Source organism: Tersicoccus sp. Bi-70, from assembly GCF_001968825.1.
Lineage (GTDB): Bacteria > Actinomycetota > Actinomycetes > Actinomycetales > Micrococcaceae > Tersicoccus.
Genome location: NZ_MIEU01000002.1, coordinates 141741 through 165240, shown reverse-complemented (window position 1 = coordinate 165240; position 23500 = coordinate 141741). Strand labels below are relative to the sequence as shown.

Below are 23500 nucleotides of genomic sequence, written 5' to 3'. Positions count from 1 at the left end.
ACCCGGAGATCCGTCGTGCACGGACAGAAGGATCCGGACAGCAGAACACCCCCCGGCCCGATGGACCGGAGGGTGTTCCTGGTGGGGTGCGCCCCCTCGGACTCGAACCGAGAACCCATTGATTAAGAGTCAATTGCTCTGCCAATTGAGCTAGAGGCGCATGTTCCGTGCGGCGTCGCGAGCGGTTCCCGGCCCCGTCAGGGCCGCCGTCCGACGTCGTCGGCAACAGCATGAAAGCCTAGCAGCAGGTTCGTCCGTTCACGAAATCGGCGGACGACCCGGGCGGCAGGGCCTCAGGATCCGGCGACCGACGAGAGATCCTCGTCGTCGGGCAGCATGCCCGAGTTCTGCCACCGGGCGTCGCCCAGACTCGCAATGATGTCCACCAGCTGGCCGCGCAGCTCGTCGCTCGTGCGGTCGCCCCCGGGCAGCTGCTCGCGCTCGATGCGCCGGGAGCGCTCGAGGGCGGTGCGACCCGCGTCGGTGATCGTGACGACGTGACTGCGACGGTCCTGCTCGTCCCGCTGCCGACTCACGTGTCCGTGGATCTGCAGGCGGTGCAGGGTCTTGCCCATGGTCTGGGCCTGCACCTTCACGAGCGAGGCGAGACGCGCCTGCGTCATGGGGCCGTAGGTCGCCAGGACGTCGAGCGCGATCACACCGGCGTGCGTGACGCCGATGGACGCGAGATTTTCATTCCAGGAGTGTTCGACCAGACGGGCCGCCGTCGACAGAAGGCGGCTCGTCGGCCAGAGTGACGGCTCAGGCATGCCTAGAATTATAGCGTTTGTCAGCCGACTGATGGTTCACGACGCGCGGACCGCCCTCCTTCCCCGCGATCACGCGGGATACGCTGGTCGCGGCGACGTCGCCACCTCCCGCCCGCTCCGGCCGAAAGTGCGCAACCATGCAGCGATTGAGCAATGGCGACTCCGCCCCCGAGTTCACCCTCACCGATGCCACCGGCACGGACGTGCGGCTGAGCGACCTGCGCGGACGCAAGGTCGTGGCCTACTTCTACCCGGCCGCCGGCACGCCCGGGTGCACGAAGGAGGCATGTGACTTCCGCGACAGCCTCGCCTCCCTCACCTCGGCCGGCTACGCCGTCGTGGGCATCAGCCCCGACCCGCCCGCGAAGCTGGCGTCCTTCACCGACAAGGAGGCGTTGACCTTCCCGCTGCTCTCCGACGGCGATCATGCGGTGGCCGAGGCGTGGGGCGCATGGGGCGAGAAGAAGAACTACGGGCGGACCTACGAGGGGCTGATCCGCTCCACCGTGGTCCTCGACGAGGACGGCGTCGTCACCAACGCGCAGTACAACGTCCGGGCCACGGGCCACGTCGCCAAACTACGGCGCGACCTCGGCATCGACTGAGGTCCGGGCCGGTCGGCGGTCCCCGACGAGAGCGCCGTCGGTAGACTGACGGCGCTCTCCGAGCGCGCGAGTGGTGGAACTGGTAGACACGCAGGATTTAGGTTCCTGTGCCCCTGGCGTGCGGGTTCGAGTCCCGCCTCGCGCACCCTCTCCCGGTGCCCGGCCGTGTTGCCGGCACGTGAATTCCTCCGGCGCAGCCGTGGCGGTCGTCCGCCGAGCGGCGGCGCGCGGGTTAGGCTCCTGACCAACGTGAGGCGCGCCACAGCCGCCCACGGGGCGGGCCGCAAGGGCGGACGCCATTCACTCGCATCGGAGGAGATGCCATGTCAGCAACACCCCCGGCCAACCGCCGGAGGCGCTCGGGTGCCCGCGCGGTGGGGGCCACCGCGGTCCTCGTCGCCAGCGCTCTCGCGCTCTCGGGCTGCGTGCAGAGCCAGCGGACGGAATCCGGCAACGGCGGCGGCTCCGTCAACTCGACGTTCGTCTTCGCGGCGTCGTCCGACCCGAAGACCCTCGATCCCGCCTTCGCGAGCGACGGCGAGTCGTTCCGCGTCAGCCGGCAGGTCTTCGAGGGCCTCGTCGGCACCAAGCCCGGCACGGCCGACCCCGCGCCCCTGCTCGCCGAGTCCTGGAAGACGTCGGCCGACGGCCTGACCAACACCTTCGAACTGAAGAAGGGCGTCAAGTTCCAGGACGGCACCGCGTTCAACGCCGCGGCGGTCTGCGCCAACTTCGACCGCTGGTACAACTTCAAGGGCATCCAGCAGTCCGAGAACCTGGCGTACTACTACACGTCGCTGTTCAAGGGCTACAAGGACAAGCCGCAGAACGCGGTCTACAAGTCCTGCACCGCCTCGGGCGACAACCAGGCCACGGTCACCCTGGCCAAGCCGTTCGCCGGCTTCATCGCCTCCCTCTCGCTGCCCGCGTTCGGCATGCAGAGCCCCACCGCGATGCAGAAGTACAGCGCCAACACCGTGGCCGGCACCGCCGATTCGCCGCAGCTGAGCGAGTACGCGAAGGGCCACCCCGTGGGCACCGGGCCCTACAAGCTGGACAAGTGGGACGTCGGCCAGCAGATCGAGCTGTCCTCCTACGACGGCTACTGGGGTGACAAAGGCCAGGTCAAGAAGATCATCTTCCGGGTGATCGACGACGCGAACGCCCGTCGTCAGGCCCTCGAGTCCGGCAGCATCGACGGCTACGACCTGGTCGCGCCCGCCGACACGCAGTCCCTGAAGAACAAGGGCATGAAGGTCATCCAGCGCGACCCCTTCAACATCCTCTACCTGGGCTTCAACCAGGCGAAGAAGGAGCTGAAGGACGTGCGCGTGCGTCAGGCCATCGCCTACGCGATCGACAAGGATGCCCTCGTCAAGCAGACCCTGCCCGAGGGCACCAAGGTCGCCAACCAGTTCGTGCCCGAGTCGGTCAACGGCTACAACAAGGACGTCACGACCTACCCGACGGACAAGAACAAGGCCAAGGAGCTGCTGAAGGAGGCCGGGTACCCCAACGGGTTCACGATCGACTTCAACTACCCGACCAACGTGTCGCGGCCCTACATGCCGACCCCGGAACAGACGTTCACCAACCTCAGCGCCCAGCTCGCCGAGGTGGGGATCAAGGTCAACCCCAAGCCGCTCAAGTGGTCCCCGGACTACCTGGACAAGGTGCAGGGCACCGCGGACCACGGCATCCACCTGCTCGGCTGGACCGGTGACTACAACGACACGGACAACTTCGTCGGCGTGTTCTTCGGCCACGAGAAGCCCGAGTTCGGGTTCACGAACCAGAGCCTGTTCGACGAGCTGACCAAGGCCCGCGGCGTCAGCAAGCTGGAGCAGCAGACCCCGCTGTACGAGAAGATCAACGACGACATCATGAAGTACGTGCCGGGCATCCCGCTGGCGCACCCGGCGCCGTCGCTCGGCTTCGCGTCCCGCGTGGAGTCCTACCCCGCCAGCCCCGTCCAGGACGAGGTGTTCAACGAGATCAAGCTGACCAGCTGATCCGCACCGTGGGCCGCCGGTGGTCATCCGCCGGCGGCTCACGGCCGTCCTGTCTCCGTGGCCCGGGCTCCACCCGGGCATCCGTCCCTGGCCGTCGGCGGCCGTCCTCGTGACGCCGCCGCCCGCCGTGCCCCGAGGAGCACCGTGCTTCGAGTCATCGGCAAACGCATCGCGCTGCTGATCCCCACCCTCATCGGGTTGTCCATCCTGCTGTTCGCGTGGGTGCGGTCCCTGCCCGGCGGGCCCGCGACCGCCCTGCTCGGCGATCGTGCCACCCCCGAGGCCGTCGCCCAGATCAACGCCGCGTACGGCTTCGACCGGCCGATCCTCGAGCAGTACCTCACCTACGTCGGCAAGCTGCTCTCCGGCGACTTCGGCACGTCGATCACGACGAGCCGTCCCGTCCTGGAGGAGTTCGCCACCCGGTTCCCGGCGACGATCGAGCTGACCATCGTCGCCCTCATCTTCGCGATCGGCATCGGCATCCCGCTCGGCTACGTCGCCGCGCGTCACCGTGGCCGCGTCGTCGACCACGGGTCCGTGGTGCTCAGCCTGCTCGGCATCACCGTGCCCGTCTTCTTCCTCGCGTTCATCCTCAAGTGGATCTTCGCCATCCAGCTGCACTGGCTGCCCACCGACGGGCGCCAGGACCCGCGGATCGACGCGACGCACGCCACCGGGTTCTTCGTGCTCGACGGTTTCCTCACCGGCGAGTACGACTCGGCCTGGAACGCCTTCACGCACCTGATCCTGCCCGGCATCGCGCTCGGCACCATCCCGCTGGCCATCATCGTGCGCATCACCCGCGCCTCCGTGCTCGAGGTGCAGAACGCGGACTACGTGCGCACCGCGCGCGCCAAGGGGCTGCGGCAGTCCACCATCCGTAACCGGTTCGTGCTGCGCAACGCGCTGCTGCCGGTGGTGACGACGATCGGTCTGCAGCTCGGCCTGCTGATCTCCGGCGCGGTGCTCACCGAGACCGTCTTCGCCTTCAGCGGCGTCGGCCGCTTCCTGCGGGACGCCATCTTCAACCTCGACTATCCCGTGCTGCAGGGCTTCATCATCCTGATCGCGATCATGTACTCGCTGATCAACCTGATCGTGGACGTCAGCTACGGCCTCATCGACCCCAGGGTGCGTGTGCAATGAGTGCGACTCTTCCCCCGTCCTCCACCCCCACCTCGGGCCTGGCGCCCGAGACGACGCCCGGCTCCCCGGTCGACGCCCGCGGCGGCGGCAGCCTGTGGCGGGAGGCGTACCTGCGGCTGCGGCGCAATCCGGCCGCGATCGCCGGCGCCGTCATCGTCGCACTGTTCATCCTCGTCGCGGTGCTCGCACCGGTGCTCGCCCCGCACGGTGGCGACGACCTGCCGGGCCGGCAGTACATCACCCCGACCCACATCCCCGGCTTCGGGGAGGTCGAAGGCTTCCCGCTCGGCCTGGACCGGTTCGGCGGCGACGTGCTGTCCAAGCTGATCTGGGGCGCGCAGGCATCGCTGCTGATCGGCATCGTCTCCACCGCGCTCGGCCTGGCCGGCGGCATGCTGCTCGGCCTGCTCGCGGGCGGCTTCGGCGGCTGGGTGGACAGCATCATCATGCGCGTCGTCGACGTCCTGCTCTCCGTGCCGAACCTGCTGCTCGCCGTGAGCATCGCCGCGGTCCTCGGCCAGGGCTCCGCCGCCGTCATGATCGCGATCGGCGCCTCGCAGGTGCCGATCTTCGCCCGGCTGCTGCGCTCGTCGATGCTCTCGCAGCGCGGCGCGGACTACGTGCTCGCCGCCCGGACCCTGGGTCTCTCCCCCGGGCGCATCACGATCAGCCACCTGCTGCCCAACAGCATCGGGCCCGTGATCGTGCAGGCGACGCTGACGCTGGCGACGGCGGTCATCGACGCGGCCGCACTGTCCTTCCTCGGGCTCGGTGGCGGCCGACCGGAGACCGCCGAATGGGGCCGCATGCTCACCTACGCGCAGAACGAGCTGGCGGTCGCGCCGCAGCTGGCGTTCCTGCCCGGCATCTGCATCGCCATCACGGCGCTGGGCTTCACGCTGCTCGGTGAGGCACTGCGGGAGTCGCTGGACCCGAAGACGCGCAGCGTCTGAGGCCCGGTCCCGCCGGGCTCCGCCTTCAAGCCGCCGAATTAGCGGGTTCGTCACGAATGCCAGGGATTTTCCCGGCCTCTTCGTGAAGAACCCGCTAACTCGCTGCCCGGGAGCTCCACGGGGACGACCTACGCCGGCCGTCGGGACCGCGCGAGCGCCGAGATCAACCGCGCGCGCAGGGCTTCCGGGCGTCGGTTCACCTCGACCCAATCGGTCCTGATGACGGTCCAGCCGAGGGCCACCAGCGCCTTCTCGCGCTGCCGCTCCTGGAACAGCACGTCCGCGGTCGGGGTGTCGCCGAAATACTTGACCTTCCCGTCGAACTCGACGATGACCATCGCCCCGGGCCAGGCGAAATCAGCCCGGAAGAGTCCGACCGGCGTCATGATCTCGAACTGGCCGGTCGGCAGCGGGATCGCCCACTCGTGGAAGCGGATCCGGGTCAACGTCTCTCCCGCCGATTCCGCCAGCGGGTCGGCGCGCTCGAGGACGAGCCGCAGCCGGGCCACGCCTCGCCACCCCGGATGCGAGATCGCCCAGGCGTGGACCGGGGCAAGATCCAGCCCGTCGGCGACCAGCTGATCGGCGATCACCAACGCGTCACGGTGCGGCAGATGCCGGGCACAGTCGGTGAACGTGCGCACCGCGTCCGTCGCGCGCAACCCGCTGGACAACAGCACCGCGGGGCTGTCCTCGTCGGCGGCGTGATATCGCAGACCCGCGTGACGAAGCTGCGTCGATCGAGCCGAAGGACAGAGGACATGGACAGCGGTGTCGATGCGCAGCGGGCTCACGCCGTGGGCCAGCGCCGCACTGGCCCGGCAGAGCACGCGGGGGCCCGCCACGGTCGACCCCTGCGCACAGAACAGGCGGACCAGTTGTCGTTCCCTCTCCGGCATGGCCGACCAGGCGGATGCCCGCAGGTAGTAGCCGCGCCACACGCGGACGAGGACCCCGGAACGGACCAGACGGTCGACCCGATTGGCGCTGTAGCCGCTGTTCTCGAGCTGGCTAAGTGACCGGAGACCGAGTTCCGTCGACGTCGGGACCGCGCGGAGAATAGGCATGGCTCACTGTGCCGGAGGACACCGTCACCGCGGAATGGATCGGTCCGAGTTGTGGACAACGGCGGCGTCATGGCAGCCACCGTACCGGAGAAGCCATCGGGCACCGCTGACCTAGCGGGTTCTTCTCGAAACACGCGGGAAGAACATGGGCACGTCGTGAAATGGCCGCTAACTCAGCGGTCGGGCGCCCGAACGCTACGACGCCTCGGCCTCGATGCCCAGCTCGTTGCCCGGGATGGAGGCCAGCAGCGTGCGAGTGTACGGGTGACGGGGGTTGAGGAAGATCTCCTCCGACGTGGCCGCCTCGACCAGCTCGCCGTCCTTCATCACGCACACGTAGTCCGAGATCAGGCGGACGACGGCCAGGTCGTGGGAGATGAACAGGTAGCTCAGCCCGAACTCGCGCTGCAGGTCGCCGAGCAGGCGCAGGATCTGGTCCTGCACGAGCACGTCGAGCGCGGACACCGGCTCGTCGCACACGATCAGCTCCGGCTGCAGGGCCAGTGCCCGGGCGATCGCCACGCGCTGCCGCTGACCGCCGGAGAGCTCCGCCGGGTACCGGCTGATCATCGACGCCGGCAGCGCGACCGCCTCGAGCAGCTCTCGCACCCGCGCACTCCGTTCCGACTTCGACCCGCGGTGGTACGTCGACAGCGGCTCCTCGATGATGCGGCCAATGGTGAACATCGGGTTCAGCGACGAGTACGGGTCCTGGAAGATCGGCTGCACACGCTGCCGGAAGTCCTTCTCGGCGGCCCGGTCCAGCGTCGTGATGTCCGCGCCGTCGAAGGTGATCGTCCCGGCAGTCGGCTCGATCAGCTTGAGCAGCATCCGGGCGGTCGTCGTCTTGCCGGAACCGGACTCGCCGACGATCGCCACCGTCGAACCACGCGGGATCTGCAGGCTGACCTCGTGCACGGCGCGGAAGTCCTCGGCCCCGGCGCGGCCCTTGAAGATCTTGGACAGCCCGTCGATCTCGACGATGTTGTCGGTCGGCCCGGTCGCGGGGGACGACGCAGCCGACGCAGCCGACGACCCGGCGGCGGGAGACGACGCAGCCGACGCGCCGGAGGACGCGGCCGAGGAGAGGGCCGAGGGAGACGCGGCCGACGCTTCAGCGGCGGAGCCGGCATTAGACCCGGCGCCCGACGCCACGGACGCCGCGGGAGTCCCGTCCGCCTCGACCGCCGTCAACCCGTGGGCGAACGCCGCCGGCTGCAGCCGGGCGACGCTCACCGACGGCGCGGCCTTGACCAGCTGCTGGGTGTAGGGATGCTGCGGGTCCTGCAGGATCTGCTGCGCCGGCCCCTGCTCCACGACCCGGCCGCGGTGCATGACGACGACGTCGGAGGCGCGTTCGGCGGCGAGCCCGAGGTCGTGGGTGATGAGCAGCACCGAGGTGCCGAGTTCCTCGGTCATCGCGCCGATCTGGTCGAGGATGGTGCGCTGGACGGTGACGTCGAGCGCACTGGTCGGCTCGTCGGCGATCAACAGCCGCGGGCGGCAGGCCAGCCCGATGGCGATCAGCGCCCGCTGCCGCATGCCCCCGGAGAACTCGTGCGGGTACTGCTTGGCCCGCTCGGCGGCGTTGGGCAGACCGGCCGCCTCGAGCACCGCGACGACCTTCGCGTCGACGTCCTTGCGCGTCGCCAGCCCGTGCACCAGCAGCGTCTCGGCGACCTGGGTGCCGATCTTCGTCACGGGGTTGAGGTTGGACATCGGGTCCTGCGGCACGAGGCCGATCTGCCGGCCCCGGATGGAACGCATCCGCGACTCCGGCAGGCCGACCAGTTCCTGACCGTCGAAGGCGATCGAGCCGCCCGTCACCCGCCCGTTGCCGGGCAGCAGGCCGATCACGCTCATCGCCGTCGTCGACTTGCCGGACCCCGACTCGCCGACGATGGCCAGCGTGCGTCCACGATGCAGCGTGAGCGAGGCGCCCTGCACGGCCGCCACCGGCCCGTGCGCGGTGCCGAAACTGACCGAGAGGTCGGTGACGCTCAGCAGCGGGGAGGCGGTCGGATCCGTGTCGGCCGTCGTCGGCACCGTGTTGTCCATGTCACCATGCTGCCTCACAACCGCGCCGACCCGCCGCATCAGTCCGTCTCGGCGCCCTCGTGCCGGTCCGCGGACACCGCGGACAGCACCGGTCCGGACGGCCTCGGCTGCCCCGGACGAGCCGGTCCGCTGGGCTAGACTGGCGCCTTGTTCCCCCCGCTCATCCGCACGCGCCGGTCCCGGCCGTCTGCCGGTCGAGCGACCCCCGACGCGAGAGGAGACGGACGGTGACGCGCCCGCCTGCTCGACGCCGTGCGCGAGGACACCTGGCCGTCGCCTCCGCCGCCGTCGCCGCGCTGCTGCTGACCGGCTGCACGGGGGGCCAGCCCGCGCCGAGCCCGACGTCCTCGACGACGACCGCCGCCGGCCCCACCGCCTCGTTCGTGTTCGCCACCCCGGCCGCGCCGTCGAGCCTCGACCCGGCGTTGACCCGGGACGTCGAGGCCACCCGGGTGAGCCGGCAGGTGATGGAGGGCCTGGTCACGGCCGACCCGAACACCGCCGAACCCAAGCCGTCGCTGGCCCAGTCGTGGACCACGTCACCGGACGGACGCACCTGGACCTTCACCCTGCGGCCCAAGGTGGTCTTCCACGACGGCACCCCGCTGACGGCCGCCGCCGTCTGCACCAACTTCCAGCGGTGGTACGGCCTGCCGGTGTCCCTGCGCTCGGACCGGGCGAGCCTGACCTTCAAGAACGTGTTCGCCGCGTACTCCGACCAGGCCGACCTCTCGACCTACCGGGGCTGCCGGGCGCAGGGCGCGACCACGGTGGTGCTGAGCCTGAACGACCGGTTCCCTACCCTGCTCAAGGCGCTGAGCGCTCCGGCCTTCGCCGTCGCCTCTCCCGCCTCCCTGACGTCGATGAAGGCCGACGAGCTGACGCAGCGGCGCAACGGCCGCCCCATCTCGGCCTTCGGCCAGCACCCCGTCGGCACCGGGCCGTACCGGTTCGTCTCCTGGACGGGACAGGACGTGGTGCTCGAATCCAACGCGTCCTACTGGGGCGAGCGCGGGCAGATCCGCTCGCTCACGTTCCGCACCATCCGGGATCCCCTGCAGCGGCTCGCCGCCCTCAGCGCGGGTACGGTGGACGGGTTCGACGGCGTGACCCGCGACGCCTTCGCGCCGCTCGCCCAGACCGGCCAGCAGATCATCCAGCGGGACCCTTACTCGGTGGCCTACCTGGGCATCAACCAGGAATTCGGCCCGCTCTCGGACCTGAAGGTACGCCAGGCCATCGCCTACGCGATCGACAAGCAGACCCTGCTGCGGAACTACTTCATCGACGGCACGGACTCCGCCTCGCAGTTCGTGCCGCCCCGACTCGCGGTGACCAGTGACGACGTGCAGGAGTTCAACACCGACATCACGAAGGCGAAGCAACTGCTCGCCGCCTCGAAGTACCGGGGTCAGGCCATCCCGTTCTACTACCCGCGCAACGTGACCCTGCCGTGGATGGCGTCCCCCGAGAAGGTCTACGCCGAGCTGGCGCGCCAGCTGACCGTCGTGGGCCTGAACATCAAGCCGGTGCCGGTCGCGTGGGCGGACGGGTACGCCGACGACGTCGTCGCGGGCGCCGGCCACGGGCTGCACCTGATGGGCCTGACCGGGGCCTACCGCGATCCCGACAACTTCCTCGGGCCGCTCTTCGGCGCCGCCACCCCCGAGTTCGGTTACCGCAGTGCGCAGGTGGTGACCAAGATCGCCCGGGCCCGCACCCTGCCCGACGGCGCCGACCGGACCGCCGCGTACCGCAACATCGCCGACCAGATCTCCTCGGACCTGCCCGCGGTACCGCTCGCCTTCCCCATCTCCGCCCTCGCCCTCTCCCCGCGGGTCGCCTCGTACCCGGTCTCGTCGACCTTCAACGAGGTCTTCAACGCCGTCCGGCTGAACTGATCCCCCGGCCCCGGACGCGGTCCGGTGCGGGGCGCGACCCGGGCTCGGTGCGGGTCCGATGCGCAGCAGCCGGTTCGGAGCGGTCGGTGCCAGACGGTAGTCTCGTCAAGCGAGCAATACTGCTGATGGAGGGTTGTCAATGTCCGGAGAACCAGGCACCGAGAAGGCCGACGTCGTCCTCATCGGGGCGGGCGTGATGAGCGCGACGATGGGCACCATGGTGCAGCAGCTCGAGCCCACCTGGACGATCCGGATGTTCGAGCGGCTGGACCGCGCGGGCAGCGAGAGCTCCGACCCGTGGAACAACGCCGGCACCGGCCACTCCGCCCTGTGCGAGCTGAACTACACGCCGCAGGCCAAGGACGGCTCGGTCAGCGCCGACAAGGCGCTCGTCATCAACGAGCAGTTCCAGCTCTCCCGGCAGTTCTGGTCCCACCTGCTCGACACGGGCGTGCTGCACGACCCGAAGAGCTTCATCAATCCCGTCGCCCACATGAGCCTGGTGTTCGGCGAGGACCACGCCCGCTACCTGAAGACCCGGTACGAGGCGCTCAAGCCCAACAAGCTGTTCGAGACCATCGAGCACAGCGACGACCCCGACGTCATCGCCCAGTGGGCCCCCCTGACCATGGCCGGTCGCGGCCGCGGTGAACGCGTCGCCGCGTCCCGCGTTGTCGGCGGCACGGACGTCAACTTCGGCGAACTGACCCGTCAGCTGACGGACAAGCTCGCCGGCAACGGCGCCGAGGTCGCCTACGGCCACGAGGTCACCGACATCACCCGCGGCACCAACGGCCGCTGGCAGGTCGCCGTCAAGAACCGTCTGACCGGCGCCCGGTCCACGGTCGACGCGCGGTTCGTGTTCATCGGCGCCGGTGGCGGCGCGCTGCACCTGCTGCAGCGGTCCGGCATCCCCGAGGGCAAGGGCCTGGCCGGTTTCCCGGTCTCGGGCGAGTTCCTGCAGTGCACCGACCCGGTGATCGCGAACCAGCAGAACGCGAAGGTCTACGGTCAGGCGTCCGTCGGTGCCCCGCCGATGTCGGTGCCGCACCTGGACACCCGTTTCGCGGACGGCAAGCGCTCCCTGCTGTTCGGGCCGTACGCCGGCTTCTCCACCAAGTTCCTCAAGACCGGCACCTACCTGGACCTGCCGCTGTCCATCCGCACCAACAACATCATCCCGATGCTCGCGGTCGCGAAGGACAACATGGACCTGACGAAGTACCTGGTCACCGAGGTGCTCAAGTCCCGCTCCGCGAAGAACGACAGCCTGCACCAGTTCTATCCCGAGGCCGATCCGGGCTCGTGGGAGCTGATCACGGCCGGTCAGCGCGTCCAGGTGATCAAGAAGGACGCGAAGCGCGGCGGTGTGCTCCAGTTCGGTACCGAGCTGGTGACCAGCTCCGACGGCTCGATCGCGGCACTGCTGGGCGCCTCCCCGGGCGCCTCGACGGCGACGTCGATCATGATCGACCTGCTCAAGCGCTCGTTCCCGGCCTACGCGGACCGCTGGGCCTCGAAGCTGACCGAGATGATCCCGTCCTACGGCCAGAAGCTCAACGACAACCCGCAGCTCGCCGACGAGGTGCTCGAGGCCACCAACCGCGCCCTGGCGCTCGCCTGACCCACCCGCCCCGGACGCCACCCGTGTCCGGGGCTCGGCCCCGCACCGAAGGGCACCACCGTGTTCCGCCTCGCCCATCTCTCGCTCGCCAACCGGGCGCTGATCGCGCTGGTGACCGTGCTCGCCTCCGTCTTCGGCGTGATCACGATGAGCTCGCTCAAACAGGAGCTCATCCCGTCGATCGAGTTCCCGCAGGTCTCGGTGATCACGTCGCTGCCCGGCTCCAGCCCCGAGGTGATCGACAAGCAGGTCAGCGAGCCGCTGGAGGCCGCGCTCAACGCCGTGGAGGGCCTGGACTCCTCGACGGCGACGTCGCGCTCCGGGGTCTCGACGATCAACCTCCAGTTCGTCTACGGCACCAACCTGGACCGGGCGCGCAGCCAGGTGGACCGGGCCATCTCGAACGCCCGTCAGCAGCTGCCCGACGACGCCGATCCGCAGTCCATCACCGGCAGCATCTCCGACCTGCCGATCGTCTACCTTGCGGTCTCCTCCGGCGACGAGTCGCTCAGCGCTCTGCGGCAGCGCCTCGCCACCAGCGCGGTGCCGAAGCTGCAGAAGATCGACGGCGTCCGGTCCGCCGACGTGGCCGGTGGCGCCACCCAGTCCGTGCGCATCCTGCCGGACAACGCCAGGCTCGCCCGCGCCGGCCTGTCCGTCACCGCCATCCGCGACGCGCTGCAGAACAACGGCGACCTGGTGCCCGCCGGCACCGTCCGACAGGGGAAGAACGCGCTGGACGTGCAGTTCGGCTCGCCCATCACCTCGCTCGCCGCGGTCAGGGCCCTGCCGGTGTCCGGTCGGACCGACCCGACGGTCGTCACGATCGGCGACGTCGCTTCCGTGGCCCTGACGGACGACACCGCCACGTCGATCACGCGCACCAACGGGGAGGCCACGCTGTCGGTGGCCGTCACCAAGAAGCCCGAGGGCGACGCCGTCGGCATCTCCCACGCGGTCCGGGACCTGGTGCCGGAGCTGCAGGCGGAGGTCGGTGGCAACGCCCGGTTCATCACCGTCTTCGACCAGGCGCCGTTCATCGAGAAGTCGATCAAGGACCTCACGACCGAGGGCCTGCTCGGCCTCGGCTTCGCCGTCCTGGTGATCCTCGTCTTCCTGCTCTCGGTGCGCTCGACGCTGGTCACCGCGATCTCCATCCCGCTGTCCCTGCTGATCACCTTCATCGGCATGGCGGGGCTGAAGTACTCGCTGAACATCCTCACGCTCGGGGCGCTGACGATCGCGATCGGCCGCGTCGTGGACGACTCGATCGTCGTGATCGAGAACATCAAGCGGCACCTCGAGTACGGCCAGCCCAAGCGCCAGGCCATCCTCGAGGCCATCCGCGAGGTGGCCGGGGCCGTGACCGCGTCGACGCTGACGACGGTCGCCGTGTTCGCCCCGATCGCCTTCGTCGGGGACCTCGCCGGTGAGCTCTTCCGGCCGTTCGCCCTGACCGTCACCATGGCGCTCCTGGCGTCCCTGATCGTGGCGCTGACCATCGTCCCCGTGCTCGCCTACTGGTTCCTCGGCGACAAGCCCGTCCGGGGCACCCGCGCCGAGCGCCGCGCCGCCCGCCGCGGACGGAACCGGCCCGCGACGACGGGCGCACCGGCGCACGCCGCTCCGGTCGCGGGTGCGTCGGCCGCGAACACGACGACGACCGCGTCGACGGCGACGACGTCCGTCGACGCGCCGGAGGACCGCGGCCGCGGGGGCCGGCTGCCCTGGCTGCAGCGGGCGTACCTGCCGATCCTCGGCGGCACCCAGCGCCATCCCGTCATCACGGTCGCCGCCGCCGCGCTGATCCTGGCCATCACTGCGCTGCTGCTGCCCATGATGAAGACCAACCTGCTGGGCGACAGCGGTCAGAACAGCTTCTCGATCAAGCAGGCGCTGCCCGCCGGGACCAGCCTGCAGGCCACCAGCGACGCCGCGAAGCGGGTCGAGTCGACGCTGCGCGGCATCGACGGCGTCCGCACCGTGCAGGTCAACATCGGCAACGCCAGCGGCGGGCTCTCCACCTTCCTGACCGCCGGCGCCTCCACCGCCCAGTACACCGTCATCACCGACGAGAAGCGGGACCAGACCGCGCTGCGGGAGACCGTGCGCCGGACGGTCACGGACCTGCGCGACGTCGGGACCGTGACGCTCTCGACGCAGAGCGGCGGGTTCGGCACCAGCAGCACCGTCAACGTCACGATCAGCGCGGCGACCTCGGACCTGCTCACCAGGGCCAACGACGTCGTCGTGAAGGGCCTGACCGGGGTCTCCGACGCGCGGGACGTCTCCAGCAACCTGGCCGCCAACCAGCCCGTCGTCCAGGTGTCGGTCGACCGCGCCGCCGCCGCGCGGCTCGGCGTGAACGAGAACGCCCTCGCCGGCATCCTCGCCGCCCGCCTCTCCCCCATCCCCGGCGGCACCGTGCGGCTGAACGACACCGACTACCAGGTCAAGATCGGCAACCCGCCGGCACTGACCAGCGTGGACACGCTGCGGAACCTGCCCATCCCGGCCGGCCCGACCACCATCCCGCTCAGTCGGCTGGCCGACGTCAGCGAGAAGCAGGTGGCCACGAGCATCACCGTCTCCACCGGTCGGCGCACCGCGGTCGTCTCCGTCACCCCGGCGGGCACGGACCTCGGCGCCGTCAGCCGCAGCGTCCAGGACCGGCTGTCCACCCTGACGCTGCCGACCGGCGCGGAGGCGACCATCGGCGGCGCGGCCGTGCAGCAGGCCAACTCGTTCCGGCAGCTCGGTCTCGCGCTGCTGGCGGCCATCGCCATCGTGTACGTGATCATGGTCGCGACCTTCAAGTCGCTCGCCCAGCCGCTGATCCTGCTCGTCTCGGTGCCGTTCGCGGCCACCGGCGCGATCGGCCTGCTGGTCGCCACCCAGATCCCCCTCGGCCTGGCGTCCCTGGTCGGGCTGCTCATGCTCGTCGGCATCGTGGTCACCAACGCCATCGTGCTCATCGATCTGATCAACCAGTACCGCCGGCCCGCACCCGGACGCCCGGCGATGAGTCTGTCCGACGCCATCTCCACCGGGGCCCGGCGGCGTCTGCGGCCCATCCTCATGACGGCGCTCGCGACGATCTTCGCCCTTATCCCCATGGCGCTCGGGATGACCGGGGGCGGCGGGTTCATCTCCCAGCCCCTCGCCGTCGTCGTGATCGGTGGCTTGGTCTCCTCGACCGCGCTGACCCTGGTCCTCGTTCCGGTCCTGTACCGGCTGCTCGAGGGCTGGCGTGAGCGCCGCGCGGCCCGGCACGGGCAGAGCGGCGAACCGGACGCGCTGACGAACGACGCCGACGGCACCACCCCCGGTGGCGGGGCAGCACCGGAGTTCGCCGGGGCGGCCGGAGCGGCCTCCACCGCCGCCGCCCACCGAGGACGCCATGCCGCCGAGTGACGGCGCGGCCGGAACGGGCGGCACCGGCCCTGACGGCCCCGGCGCTGACCACCCCGGCGCTGCTGACACGGGCGCTGAATCCGACGCGGCCGAATCCGGCCCGTCAGCGGACGGTGGGAGCGACCTGTCCGTGCCTCCCGGGCGACCGGCGGCCCGCTCCGATCTCCGATCGGCCGACCGGGCGTGGGAGTCCCTGTTCCGGGCCAAGGTCGAGGTGATGCGCCACCTGCTCGCCGACGACGCCTTCGCGACGTTGACGATGCGCGAGTACGACGTCCTCTACAACCTCTCCCGCTGCGACGACTGGATCCGCCAGCACGAGCTGAACGCCGGGCTGCTGATGAGCCAGCCGAGCCTGAGCCGGATGCTGGAGCGACTGGACGAACGCGGCCTGGTCGAGCGTCGCCGTGCTGCCGAGGACGCGCGGGGCGTGCAGGTCCGGCTCACGGACGCCGGCGTCCAGACGCAGCGTCAGGTCGGCCGGCTCCACCTGCGCACCATCGGCCGGCTGTTCTCCGGCGCCCTGACCCGCGACGAGATGGACGCCCTGGCCGACCTCACCGATCGGCTGCGGGCGGGACTGCCCGACCCGGGCTGACCGGGGCGGGCGCTCCACCGGCGGCCGCCCGGCGGTCATCAGGGCCGGCGTCCGGGCCGGCGTCTTTCCGCGTCCCGCCCGGCGCCCGGCCCCTTCTGTCCCAGCCCTCCGCGGCGTGTCAGCCGAGGACGACGTCGGGCGCGCCGGTGTCCGCCGGCCAGTCGCCCTCCGCCGTCGCCGTGACGTTCAGGTCCCCGAAGGTGAACGGCCCGTCGATCGCGGTGAGGAACGCGGTGTCCGCCGCGTCCCGGCCCGTCGAGATCCGCACCAGCTGGTGGCGCTGTGACATCCGCGTGGGGTCCAGCAGGTACCAGGCCCCGTCCAGGTACGCCTCGGCGACCGCGTGGAAGTCCATCGGCGACAGCCCCGGCGCGTACACGGCCACCAGCCGTGCGGGCACGTTCTTGCCCCGCAGCAGGGCGACCGCCAGGTGTGCGAAGTCCCGGCAGACACCGCGGCGCATGAGCAGCGTGGACACCGCGCCGTCGGTGGGGCGGCTCGACCCGGAGACATAGGCGAGCTCGCGGTGCACGAAGCGGGTGACGGCGTCGAGCAGCTCCGGGCCGCGCAGCTGGGCGAACTCCGCCCACGCGGTGGGCATCAGCATGTCCGACTCGCAGTACCGGCTGGGCCGCAGGTACTCGATCAGATCCAGGTCCCGCACCTCGTCCACGGTGGACCGGCCGGAGACGCTCGCCCGGTAGTCGAGCACCACCTCACCGGAGACGCCCGCGGTCACCGCGTGCAGGCGGCCGCCGTGGCTCTCGCGGATCTCCGTGACGTCCACCTCGTGCCCGTCGATGGTCACCGACAGCTCCTCCGCGAAGTGCTCGTACCCGGGGTTGTCGACGGCGGCCACGGCGAACACCAGCCTCGTGCCTTCCCCGACCCGACCGGTGATGTGGGCGGACACGTCGCGTTGCATGGAACCTCCGAAGGTCGTCAGCAGGGTGATGAGTGTGTACTAGCCTGAGACCACGATCTCACTGCTCGGGCGATCGCGGTCCCGCGGTCTCCCCCGATGGACCAGGAGCGACCATGACGACCACCACCTCGACCGCCGACGACGCGCACACCGCGCGCGGCAAGGCCGACGCACCGGACCCGGACGACGCACGCAAACCGGACTCCCCCACCGAGGTGTCCAAGCCCTCGTGGGGCTACGTGTTCAAGCGGACCATCAGTGAGTTCGGCAAGGACAAGTGCACCGATCTGGCGGCCGGTCTGACCTACTTCGCGGTCCTGTCCCTGTTCCCCGCCATCCTGGCCCTGGTCTCCATCCTCGGCGTCGTGGGTCAGGCGGAGACGACGACCAACGCGGTGCTCGACCTGCTGCGCCCCATCGGCGGCCAGGCGCTGGACACCATCGAGCCGACCATCAAGGAGTTGACCAGCTCCACCGGCGCGGGCTTCACGCTGGTCATCGGTATCCTCGGCGCCCTCTGGTCGGCGTCCGGGTACGTCGGTGGCTTCGGGCGCGCCATGAACCGCATCTACGAGGTGGACGAGGGGCGGCCGATCTGGAAGCTGCGTCCCGTGATGCTGCTGGTGACGCTGGTGATGGTGCTGCTCATCGCCGCCACCGGCCTCATGCTCGTCATCTCCGGCCCCATCGCTCAGCGTATCGGCGAGGTGATCGGCCTCGGCGACACGGCGGTCACGGTGTGGAACATCGTCAAGATCCCCGTGATGCTCATCTTCGTCATCGTGGCCATCGCCGTCCTGTACTGGGCCACCCCGAACGTCAAGCAGCCGAAGTTCCGGTGGATCTCGGCCGGCGCGATCATCGCCATCGTCGTGCTGATCATCGCGACCATCGGCTTTGCGTTCTACGTCGGGAACTTCGGCAACTACAACAAGACCTACGGGTCCATCGCCGGCGTCATCATCTTCCTGCTGTGGATCTGGATCGCGAACATCTCCCTGCTCTTCGGGGCCGAGTTCGACGCCGAGCTGGAGCGGGGCCGGCAGCTGCAGGCCGGCATCAAGGCGGAGGAGACCATCCAGCTGCCGCCGCGTGACACCAAGCAGTCCGACAAGCTGGCCGCCAAGACGGAGAACCTCGTCGAGCAGGGCCGTGAGCTGCGGGTGGAGAGCGAGCAGGACGGCACCGCGGGTGCAGGGTCGGACGGTCAGCGTGACTCCTCGCGCGATCACGGACACGACGCGCACGGCCGGGCCGGCAACGACGGGAAGAGCGACAAGAAGGCGAAGAAGGGCAAGGGTTCCGGCGACGACGAGACCGGCGCCACCGTGGTGCCGGAGGCGGTGCTGAAGAACCAGCCCGGCAGCCACCAGTACGGCACGCGCCGCGAGGACGTCTGAGCCGGGTGGACGACACGGAACACCCCGCCGGTCCGGACGCCTCGCGCGTCGGCACCCTCGACCACGAGCTGGTCGAGGGTGTCGACGCCGGGCTGCACGTCGAGCGGTTCGCTCCGGAGGAAGGCGAGGCGCTCGACGCTCCCCCGGTCCTGCTGATCCACGGGTTCGCCTCGTCGGCCGAGATGAACTGGGTGCGGCCCGGCTGGGTGCGCGAACTCACCCGGGGCGGGCGCACCGTCCTGACCGTCGACCTCCCCGGCCACGGTCGCTCCGCCGCGTCGACGGTCGAGGCGTGCCTGCCGTCCCGCATCCGGGCGGACCTGCTGCAGATCCTCGCGCAGGAGGGCGTCACCCCGATCGGCCCGGACGGTGGCGGCGCCGACCTCGTCGGCTACTCCTTCGGAGCGCGGCTCGCCTGGGAACTGGCGGCGGCCCAGCCGGAGCTGGTGCGCCGCGTGGTGCTCGGGGGCGCAGCCGCCGACGACCGTTTCGTCGAGCTCGACCTGGCCGACGCTCGCGCCAATCTGGAGTCCGGAGCGGACATCACCCACGACGAGACCCGGATGTTCGTCTCGATGGCCCAGGCGGCCGGCAACCCGATGGACCCGATCCTCGCGTTCATCAGCGCTGCCCAGCAGGAGCCCTACCACCCGGAGTCGATGGTGCCCCGCCAGCCCGTGCTGCTCGCCGCGGGGGAGAACGACGAGCTGGCCGCCGGGATGGACCGTCTCCTGTCCCTGCTCGAGGACGCCGGCGGCACGCCGGAATCGCTGCGGATCCCCGGCCGGGATCACCTCTCGACCGTCACGAGCCGTGCGTTCAAGGATGCCGCCCTCGCGTTCCTCGCCTGACTCGCGCCCGTCCCGCCCCCACTCCGCCCCGCACCACTGGCTCCTTCCCCCGCCAGCTCGTCATTTGATGTCTGCAACCGGCCGATTCTGGGCCGTTTCGAACATCTATCGACGAGCTGGCGAATTCGTTGCGCTGTCAGGGGTTGACAGTGGCGCCCGTCACGGCGACACTGGATCGTATACGATTTCATTGCTGATCTCGCCGACGCGTCCACCGCGCACGCGAGGCCGACGGGATCGGCCACCGATCGAGGAGGAGCGGATGCACGACGTCACCGACCAGGTGCTCCAGGACATCGGCACCGTGATCGCGGTGCACCTGAACTACCCCAGCCGCGCCGCCCAGCGCGGCCGCACCCCGGAGCACCCGTCCTACTTCCTGAAGCCGGCGTCCTCGCTCGCGCACAGCGGCTCCACGGTCGAGCGGCCGGCGGGCACCGAGCTGCTGGCCTACGAGGGCGAGGTCGCGCTCGTCATCGGCACCCGCACGTACCGGGCCACGCCCGAGCAGGGCTGGAACGCGGTCTCCTGGGTCACGGCCGCCAACGACTGGGGCCTGTACGACATGCGCGCCGCGGACAAGGGCTCCAACCTGCGGAACAAGGGCGGCGCCGGTTTCACCCCGCTCGGCCCCGCGCTCATCCCCGCCGACCAGGTGGACCCGGCGGGCCTGCGCGTGCGCACCTGGGTCAACGGGACGATCGCGCAGGACGACACGACCGACACCCTGCTCTTCGGCTTCGGCCGGCTGATCGCGGACCTCAGCCAGTGGATCACCCTGCAGCCCGGCGACGTGATCCTCACCGGTACGCCCGCCGGCTCCTCCGTCGCCCAGCCCGGCGACGTCGTCGAGGTCGAGGTCACCACGGCCGACGGAGCCCTCAGCTCGGGCCGGCTGATCAGCCGCGTCACCGAGGGCACGGTGCCGGCCGACCCGTCCTACGGCATCACCCCGACGATCACCGACGACCAGCGGGTCGAGGCGTGGGGCAGCGAGGAGGCCTGGCGCGCCGGAACGGCGAACGCCGCCACCGCGCCGGAGCAGGCCGCCCCGGAGCAGGCCGAGCACGCGGCACCGCCCGCGCCGGACGCGGCCCCGTCCGAGCCGGAGACCGCGGGCTCCGTCCTCTCCCCCGACCTGCGGCGCAGGCTCGAGGCCGTCGCCACCGCGACCCTGAGCTCCCAGCTGCGCAAGCGGGGCCTGAACAACGTCTCCATCGACGGGCTGCGCTGCACGCGCGACGACGCCAAGGTCGTCGGTCTCGCCCGGACCCTGCGCTACGTGCCCAACCGCGAGGACCTGTTCGCCGAGCACGGGGGCGGGTACAACGCCCAGAAGCGGATCGTCGACGACCTGCACGAGGGCGACGTGCTCGTCATGGAGGCCCGCGGCGAGAAGGGCGCCGGGACCCTCGGCGACATCCTCGCCCTGCGCGCCCAGGTGGCCGGCGCCGCCGCCATCATCACCGACGGCGGGGTCCGGGACGCGGCCGTCGTCGCCGGCCTGGAGCTGCCGACCTTCTACGCCACCGCCCACCCCGCGGTGCTCGGCCGCAAGCACGTGCCCTGGGACACGGACGTCGCCGTCGCCTGCGGCGGCACCACCGTGGTGCCCGGCGACATCATCGTCGCCGACGCCGACGGCATCCTCGTCATCCCGCCGGCCCTGGCCGAGGACCTGGTCGAGGAGTGCCTGCAGCAGGAGCACGAGGAGACGTTCATCTACGCGCAGGTCGAGGCCGGCGAACCCGTCGACGGGCTCTTCCCGCTGAACGCCGCGTGGCGCGCGGCGTACGACGCGTGGGCCGCCGAGCACCCGCGGGAGCTCTGACCGCCGTGACCACCACCGAGAAGAGCACGGCGACGAACCCCGAGAAGAACCCCGCGACGGCGAGCAAGTCCGAGACGGCGTACCAGTACGTGCTGGACCGGATCCGCTCGGGAAGCTACGGGCCGGGCTACCGGCTGGTGCTCTCCCGCCTGGCCGACGAACTGGACATGAGCGTCGTGCCCGTCCGCGAGGCGATCCGGCGGCTCGAGTCCGAGCGGCTGATCACCTTCGAACGCAACGTCGGCGCGACCGTCACCGGCATCGACCCGACCGAGTACCTCTACACCATGCAGACCCTCGCGCTCGTCGAGGGCTACGCCACCGCCCTGTGTGCGCCGCTCGTGACGCCGGCCGACCTGGACCGGGCCCGCGAGGTCAACCGGCAGATGCGCGAGCGGCTCGCTGACTTCGATCCCCGCACCTTCACCGAGCTCAACCTGCGGTTCCACGCGATCCTGTTCGAGAACTGCCCCAACCCGCACGTCCTCGACCTCGTCCACCGCGGCTGGAACCGGCTCGGCGCGCTGCGCTCCTCGACGTTCGCGTACGTGCCCGGCCGGGCCGCCCGGTCCGTCGACGAGCACGACGCCCTGCTCGACGCCCTGGCCGCCGGCGACGACGTCGGGACGATCGAACGGATCGCCCGGCAGCACCGCCTGGCCACCCTCGAGGCCTACCTGGCCCACGCCGGCACCTGAACACGACCGACACCACCCCTCCCGATCCTCCCCACCGACTCCCCGATCCATCCCTCGAAGGAGAGACCCGTGACCAGCCACGCCAAGCCCGACAACCTCCCCACCCTCCTGCAGCACTACATCGGCGGTCAGCACGTCGACTCGATCGACGGCGACACCTTCGACGTCCTCGACCCCGTCACCAACGAGCCGTACCTGAAGGCCGCGTCCGGAAAGGTCGCCGACATCGACGCCGCCGTCGCGGCCGCGAAGGACGCTTATCTGAACGGGCCGTGGCCGGGCATGCTGCCCCGCGAGCGCTCCCGCGTCCTCAACCGGATCGCCGACATCGTCGAGACCCGCGGCCACGAGCTGGCCGAGATGGAGTGCTTCGACACCGGCCTGCCGATCACGCAGGCCCTGGGCCAGGCCCGGCGCGCCGCCGAGAACTTCCGCTTCTTCGCGGACCTGATCGTCGCCCAGCACGACGACGCCTTCAAGGTCCCCGGCCGACAGGCCAACTACGTCAACCGCAAGCCGATCGGCGTCGCCGGCCTGATCACCCCGTGGAACACGCCGTTCATGCTCGAGTCCTGGAAGCTGGGCCCGGCGCTGGCCACCGGCAACACCGTCGTGCTCAAGCCGGCCGAGTTCACGCCGCTGTCCGCGTCCCTGTGGCCGGGCATCTTCGAGGAGGCCGGCCTGCCCGCGGGCGTCTTCAACCTCGTGCACGGCTTCGGCGAGGAGGGCTACGCCGGCGACTCGCTGGTCAAGCACCCGGACGTGCCGCTGATCTCCTTCACCGGCGAGTCCCGCACCGGTCAGCTCATCTTCGCCAACGCCGCTCCCTGGCTCAAGGGCCTGTCGATGGAGCTCGGCGGCAAGTCCCCCGCCGTCGTCTTCGCCGACGCCGACCTGGACGCGGCGATCGACGCGACCATCTTCGGCGTCTTCTCCCTCAACGGGGAGCGCTGCACCGCCGGGTCCCGCATCCTGGTCGAACGCAGCATCTACGACACGTTCGTCGAGCGCTACTCGGCCCAGGCGAAGCGCGTGAAGGTCGGCTACCCGCACGAGAAGAGCACCGAGGTCGGGGCCCTCGTGCACCCGGAGCACGCCGAGAAGGTCCTCTCCTACATCGAGATCGGCAAGGGCGAGGCGCGGCTGACCGCCGGCGGCGGCCGACCCGAGCAGTTCCCCGACGGGAACTTCGTCGCCCCCACGGTGTTCGCCGACGTCGCCCCCGACGCCCGCATCTTCCAGGAGGAGATCTTCGGCCCCGTCGTCGCGATCACCCCGTTCGACACGGACGAGGAGGCGCTCGCTCTGGCCAACAACACGAAGTACGGCCTGGCCGCCTACATCTGGACGAACGACCTCAAGCGCGCGCACAACTTCGCGCAGGACATCGAGGCCGGCATGGTCTGGCTGAACTCGAACAACGTCCGCGACCTGCGCACCCCGTTCGGCGGCGTCAAGGCCTCGGGCCTCGGCCACGAGGGCGGCTACCGCTCGATCGACTTCTACACCGAGCAGCAGGCCGTCCACATCAACCTCGGCGAGGTGCACAACCCGGTCTTCGGCAAGGCCGAGGACGCCGCCGCCGTCGACGACGCCTGAGCCACTCCCCTTCCCGACCTTTTCTCGACCGCTCTCTCGATGAGG

At 70.4% G+C, this 23500-nt stretch carries 17 protein-coding genes and 2 tRNA genes; 14 read left to right on the top strand and 5 right to left on the bottom strand.

Annotated features, from left to right (window positions below; all coding sequences use genetic code 11):
- Positions 1-87 precede the first annotated feature (87 nt).
- Both BGP79_RS00915 and BGP79_RS00910 read right to left on the bottom strand, forming a co-directional pair.
- Positions 88-160, bottom strand: a tRNA-Lys gene (locus tag BGP79_RS00915).
- 133 nt (positions 161-293) lie between these two features.
- Positions 294-770 (bottom strand): MarR family winged helix-turn-helix transcriptional regulator, encoded by a 477-nt coding sequence (locus tag BGP79_RS00910; protein WP_076692810.1) that lies wholly within the window; start codon positions 768-770, stop codon positions 294-296.
- A gap of 137 nt (positions 771-907) precedes the next feature.
- Between BGP79_RS00910 and bcp the strand changes: the two genes are divergently transcribed.
- The 5 genes from bcp to BGP79_RS00885 all read left to right on the top strand — a co-directional run bounded on the left by bcp (position 908) and on the right by BGP79_RS00885 (position 5489).
- The gene (bcp, locus tag BGP79_RS00905) at positions 908-1375 is read left to right on the top strand and encodes a thioredoxin-dependent thiol peroxidase (RefSeq protein WP_076692809.1); all 468 of its coding nucleotides are present in this window, start codon (positions 908-910) and stop codon (positions 1373-1375) included.
- 64 nt (positions 1376-1439) lie between these two features.
- Positions 1440-1520 (top strand) — tRNA-Leu (locus BGP79_RS00900).
- A 178-nt stretch (positions 1521-1698) separates the two neighbouring features.
- Positions 1699-3387, top strand: a complete 1689-nt coding sequence (locus BGP79_RS00895; protein ID WP_083701439.1) for an ABC transporter substrate-binding protein — start codon at positions 1699-1701, stop codon at positions 3385-3387.
- 144 nt (positions 3388-3531) lie between these two features.
- On the top strand, positions 3532-4536 hold the full coding sequence (locus tag BGP79_RS00890; RefSeq protein WP_076692807.1) for an ABC transporter permease: 1005 nt from the start codon (positions 3532-3534) through the stop codon (positions 4534-4536).
- Positions 4533-5489, top strand: a complete 957-nt coding sequence (locus BGP79_RS00885; RefSeq protein ID WP_076692806.1) for an ABC transporter permease — start codon at positions 4533-4535, stop codon at positions 5487-5489. Before BGP79_RS00890 ends, BGP79_RS00885 begins: the two co-directional genes overlap by 4 nt.
- A gap of 128 nt (positions 5490-5617) precedes the next feature.
- Here BGP79_RS00885 and BGP79_RS00880 read toward each other — a convergent pair whose 3' ends face one another.
- Both BGP79_RS00880 and BGP79_RS00875 read right to left on the bottom strand, forming a co-directional pair.
- Positions 5618-6556, bottom strand: a complete 939-nt coding sequence (locus tag BGP79_RS00880) for a type IV toxin-antitoxin system AbiEi family antitoxin domain-containing protein (protein ID WP_076692805.1) — start codon at positions 6554-6556, stop codon at positions 5618-5620.
- 195 nt (positions 6557-6751) lie between these two features.
- Positions 6752-8614, bottom strand: a complete 1863-nt coding sequence (locus tag BGP79_RS00875; RefSeq protein WP_076692804.1) for an ABC transporter ATP-binding protein — start codon at positions 8612-8614, stop codon at positions 6752-6754.
- 227 nt (positions 8615-8841) lie between these two features.
- On the opposite strand from BGP79_RS00875, the gene BGP79_RS00870 reads away from it, so the two are divergent.
- The 4 genes from BGP79_RS00870 to BGP79_RS16270 all read left to right on the top strand — a co-directional run bounded on the left by BGP79_RS00870 (position 8842) and on the right by BGP79_RS16270 (position 16151).
- Positions 8842-10515, top strand: coding sequence for an ABC transporter substrate-binding protein (locus BGP79_RS00870; RefSeq protein ID WP_233120997.1), 1674 nt, complete (start codon positions 8842-8844; stop codon positions 10513-10515).
- Positions 10516-10654: 139 nt separating this feature from the next.
- Positions 10655-12139 (top strand): malate:quinone oxidoreductase, encoded by a 1485-nt coding sequence (locus tag BGP79_RS00865; protein ID WP_076692803.1) that lies wholly within the window; start codon positions 10655-10657, stop codon positions 12137-12139.
- Positions 12140-12199: 60 nt separating this feature from the next.
- A complete protein-coding gene (locus BGP79_RS00860; RefSeq protein WP_076692802.1) occupies positions 12200-15553 on the top strand; it encodes an efflux RND transporter permease subunit in 3354 nt (1117 codons plus the stop codon).
- 130 nt (positions 15554-15683) lie between these two features.
- Complete coding sequence (locus BGP79_RS16270) at positions 15684-16151, top strand: MarR family winged helix-turn-helix transcriptional regulator (RefSeq protein ID WP_076693248.1); 468 nt, start codon at positions 15684-15686, stop codon at positions 16149-16151.
- A gap of 118 nt (positions 16152-16269) precedes the next feature.
- Here BGP79_RS16270 and BGP79_RS00850 read toward each other — a convergent pair whose 3' ends face one another.
- Positions 16270-17076 (bottom strand): transglutaminase family protein, encoded by an 807-nt coding sequence (locus BGP79_RS00850; protein ID WP_076692801.1) that lies wholly within the window; start codon positions 17074-17076, stop codon positions 16270-16272.
- 113 nt (positions 17077-17189) lie between these two features.
- On the opposite strand from BGP79_RS00850, the gene BGP79_RS00845 reads away from it, so the two are divergent.
- The 5 genes from BGP79_RS00845 (at position 17190) to BGP79_RS00825 (ending at position 23455) form a co-directional block, all read left to right on the top strand.
- Positions 17190-18476, top strand: coding sequence for a YihY/virulence factor BrkB family protein (locus tag BGP79_RS00845; RefSeq protein WP_076692800.1), 1287 nt, complete (start codon positions 17190-17192; stop codon positions 18474-18476).
- A 5-nt stretch (positions 18477-18481) separates the two neighbouring features.
- Entirely contained in the window at positions 18482-19327 is an 846-nt protein-coding gene (locus tag BGP79_RS00840) for an alpha/beta fold hydrolase (RefSeq protein ID WP_083701437.1), read from the top strand.
- A gap of 262 nt (positions 19328-19589) precedes the next feature.
- Positions 19590-21158, top strand: a complete 1569-nt coding sequence (locus BGP79_RS00835) for a fumarylacetoacetate hydrolase family protein (RefSeq protein WP_076692799.1) — start codon at positions 19590-19592, stop codon at positions 21156-21158.
- Between the two features lie 5 nt (positions 21159-21163).
- The gene (locus BGP79_RS00830; RefSeq protein WP_076693246.1) at positions 21164-21856 is read left to right on the top strand and encodes a GntR family transcriptional regulator; all 693 of its coding nucleotides are present in this window, start codon (positions 21164-21166) and stop codon (positions 21854-21856) included.
- A gap of 69 nt (positions 21857-21925) precedes the next feature.
- Entirely contained in the window at positions 21926-23455 is a 1530-nt protein-coding gene (locus BGP79_RS00825; RefSeq protein ID WP_076692798.1) for an aldehyde dehydrogenase, read from the top strand.
- Positions 23456-23500: the final 45 nt, after the last annotated feature.

What these genes read in the sequence shown, in the direction of transcription:
- BGP79_RS00910 (WP_076692810.1), bottom strand. Translation starts at nt 770, where the DNA reads ATGCCTGAGCCGTCACTCTGGCCGACGAGCCGCCTTCTGTCGACGGCG.
- bcp (WP_076692809.1), top strand. Translation starts at nt 908, where the DNA reads ATGCAGCGATTGAGCAATGGCGACTCCGCCCCCGAGTTCACCCTCACC.
- BGP79_RS00895 (WP_083701439.1), top strand. Translation starts at nt 1,699, where the DNA reads ATGTCAGCAACACCCCCGGCCAACCGCCGGAGGCGCTCGGGTGCCCGC.
- BGP79_RS00885 (WP_076692806.1), top strand. Translation starts at nt 4,533, where the DNA reads ATGAGTGCGACTCTTCCCCCGTCCTCCACCCCCACCTCGGGCCTGGCG.
- BGP79_RS00880 (WP_076692805.1), bottom strand. Translation starts at nt 6,556, where the DNA reads ATGCCTATTCTCCGCGCGGTCCCGACGTCGACGGAACTCGGTCTCCGG.
- BGP79_RS00875 (WP_076692804.1), bottom strand. Translation starts at nt 8,614, where the DNA reads ATGGACAACACGGTGCCGACGACGGCCGACACGGATCCGACCGCCTCC.
- BGP79_RS00865 (WP_076692803.1), top strand. Translation starts at nt 10,655, where the DNA reads ATGTCCGGAGAACCAGGCACCGAGAAGGCCGACGTCGTCCTCATCGGG.
- BGP79_RS00850 (WP_076692801.1), bottom strand. Translation starts at nt 17,076, where the DNA reads ATGCAACGCGACGTGTCCGCCCACATCACCGGTCGGGTCGGGGAAGGC.
- BGP79_RS00845 (WP_076692800.1), top strand. Translation starts at nt 17,190, where the DNA reads ATGACGACCACCACCTCGACCGCCGACGACGCGCACACCGCGCGCGGC.
- BGP79_RS00835 (WP_076692799.1), top strand. Translation starts at nt 19,590, where the DNA reads ATGCACGACGTCACCGACCAGGTGCTCCAGGACATCGGCACCGTGATC.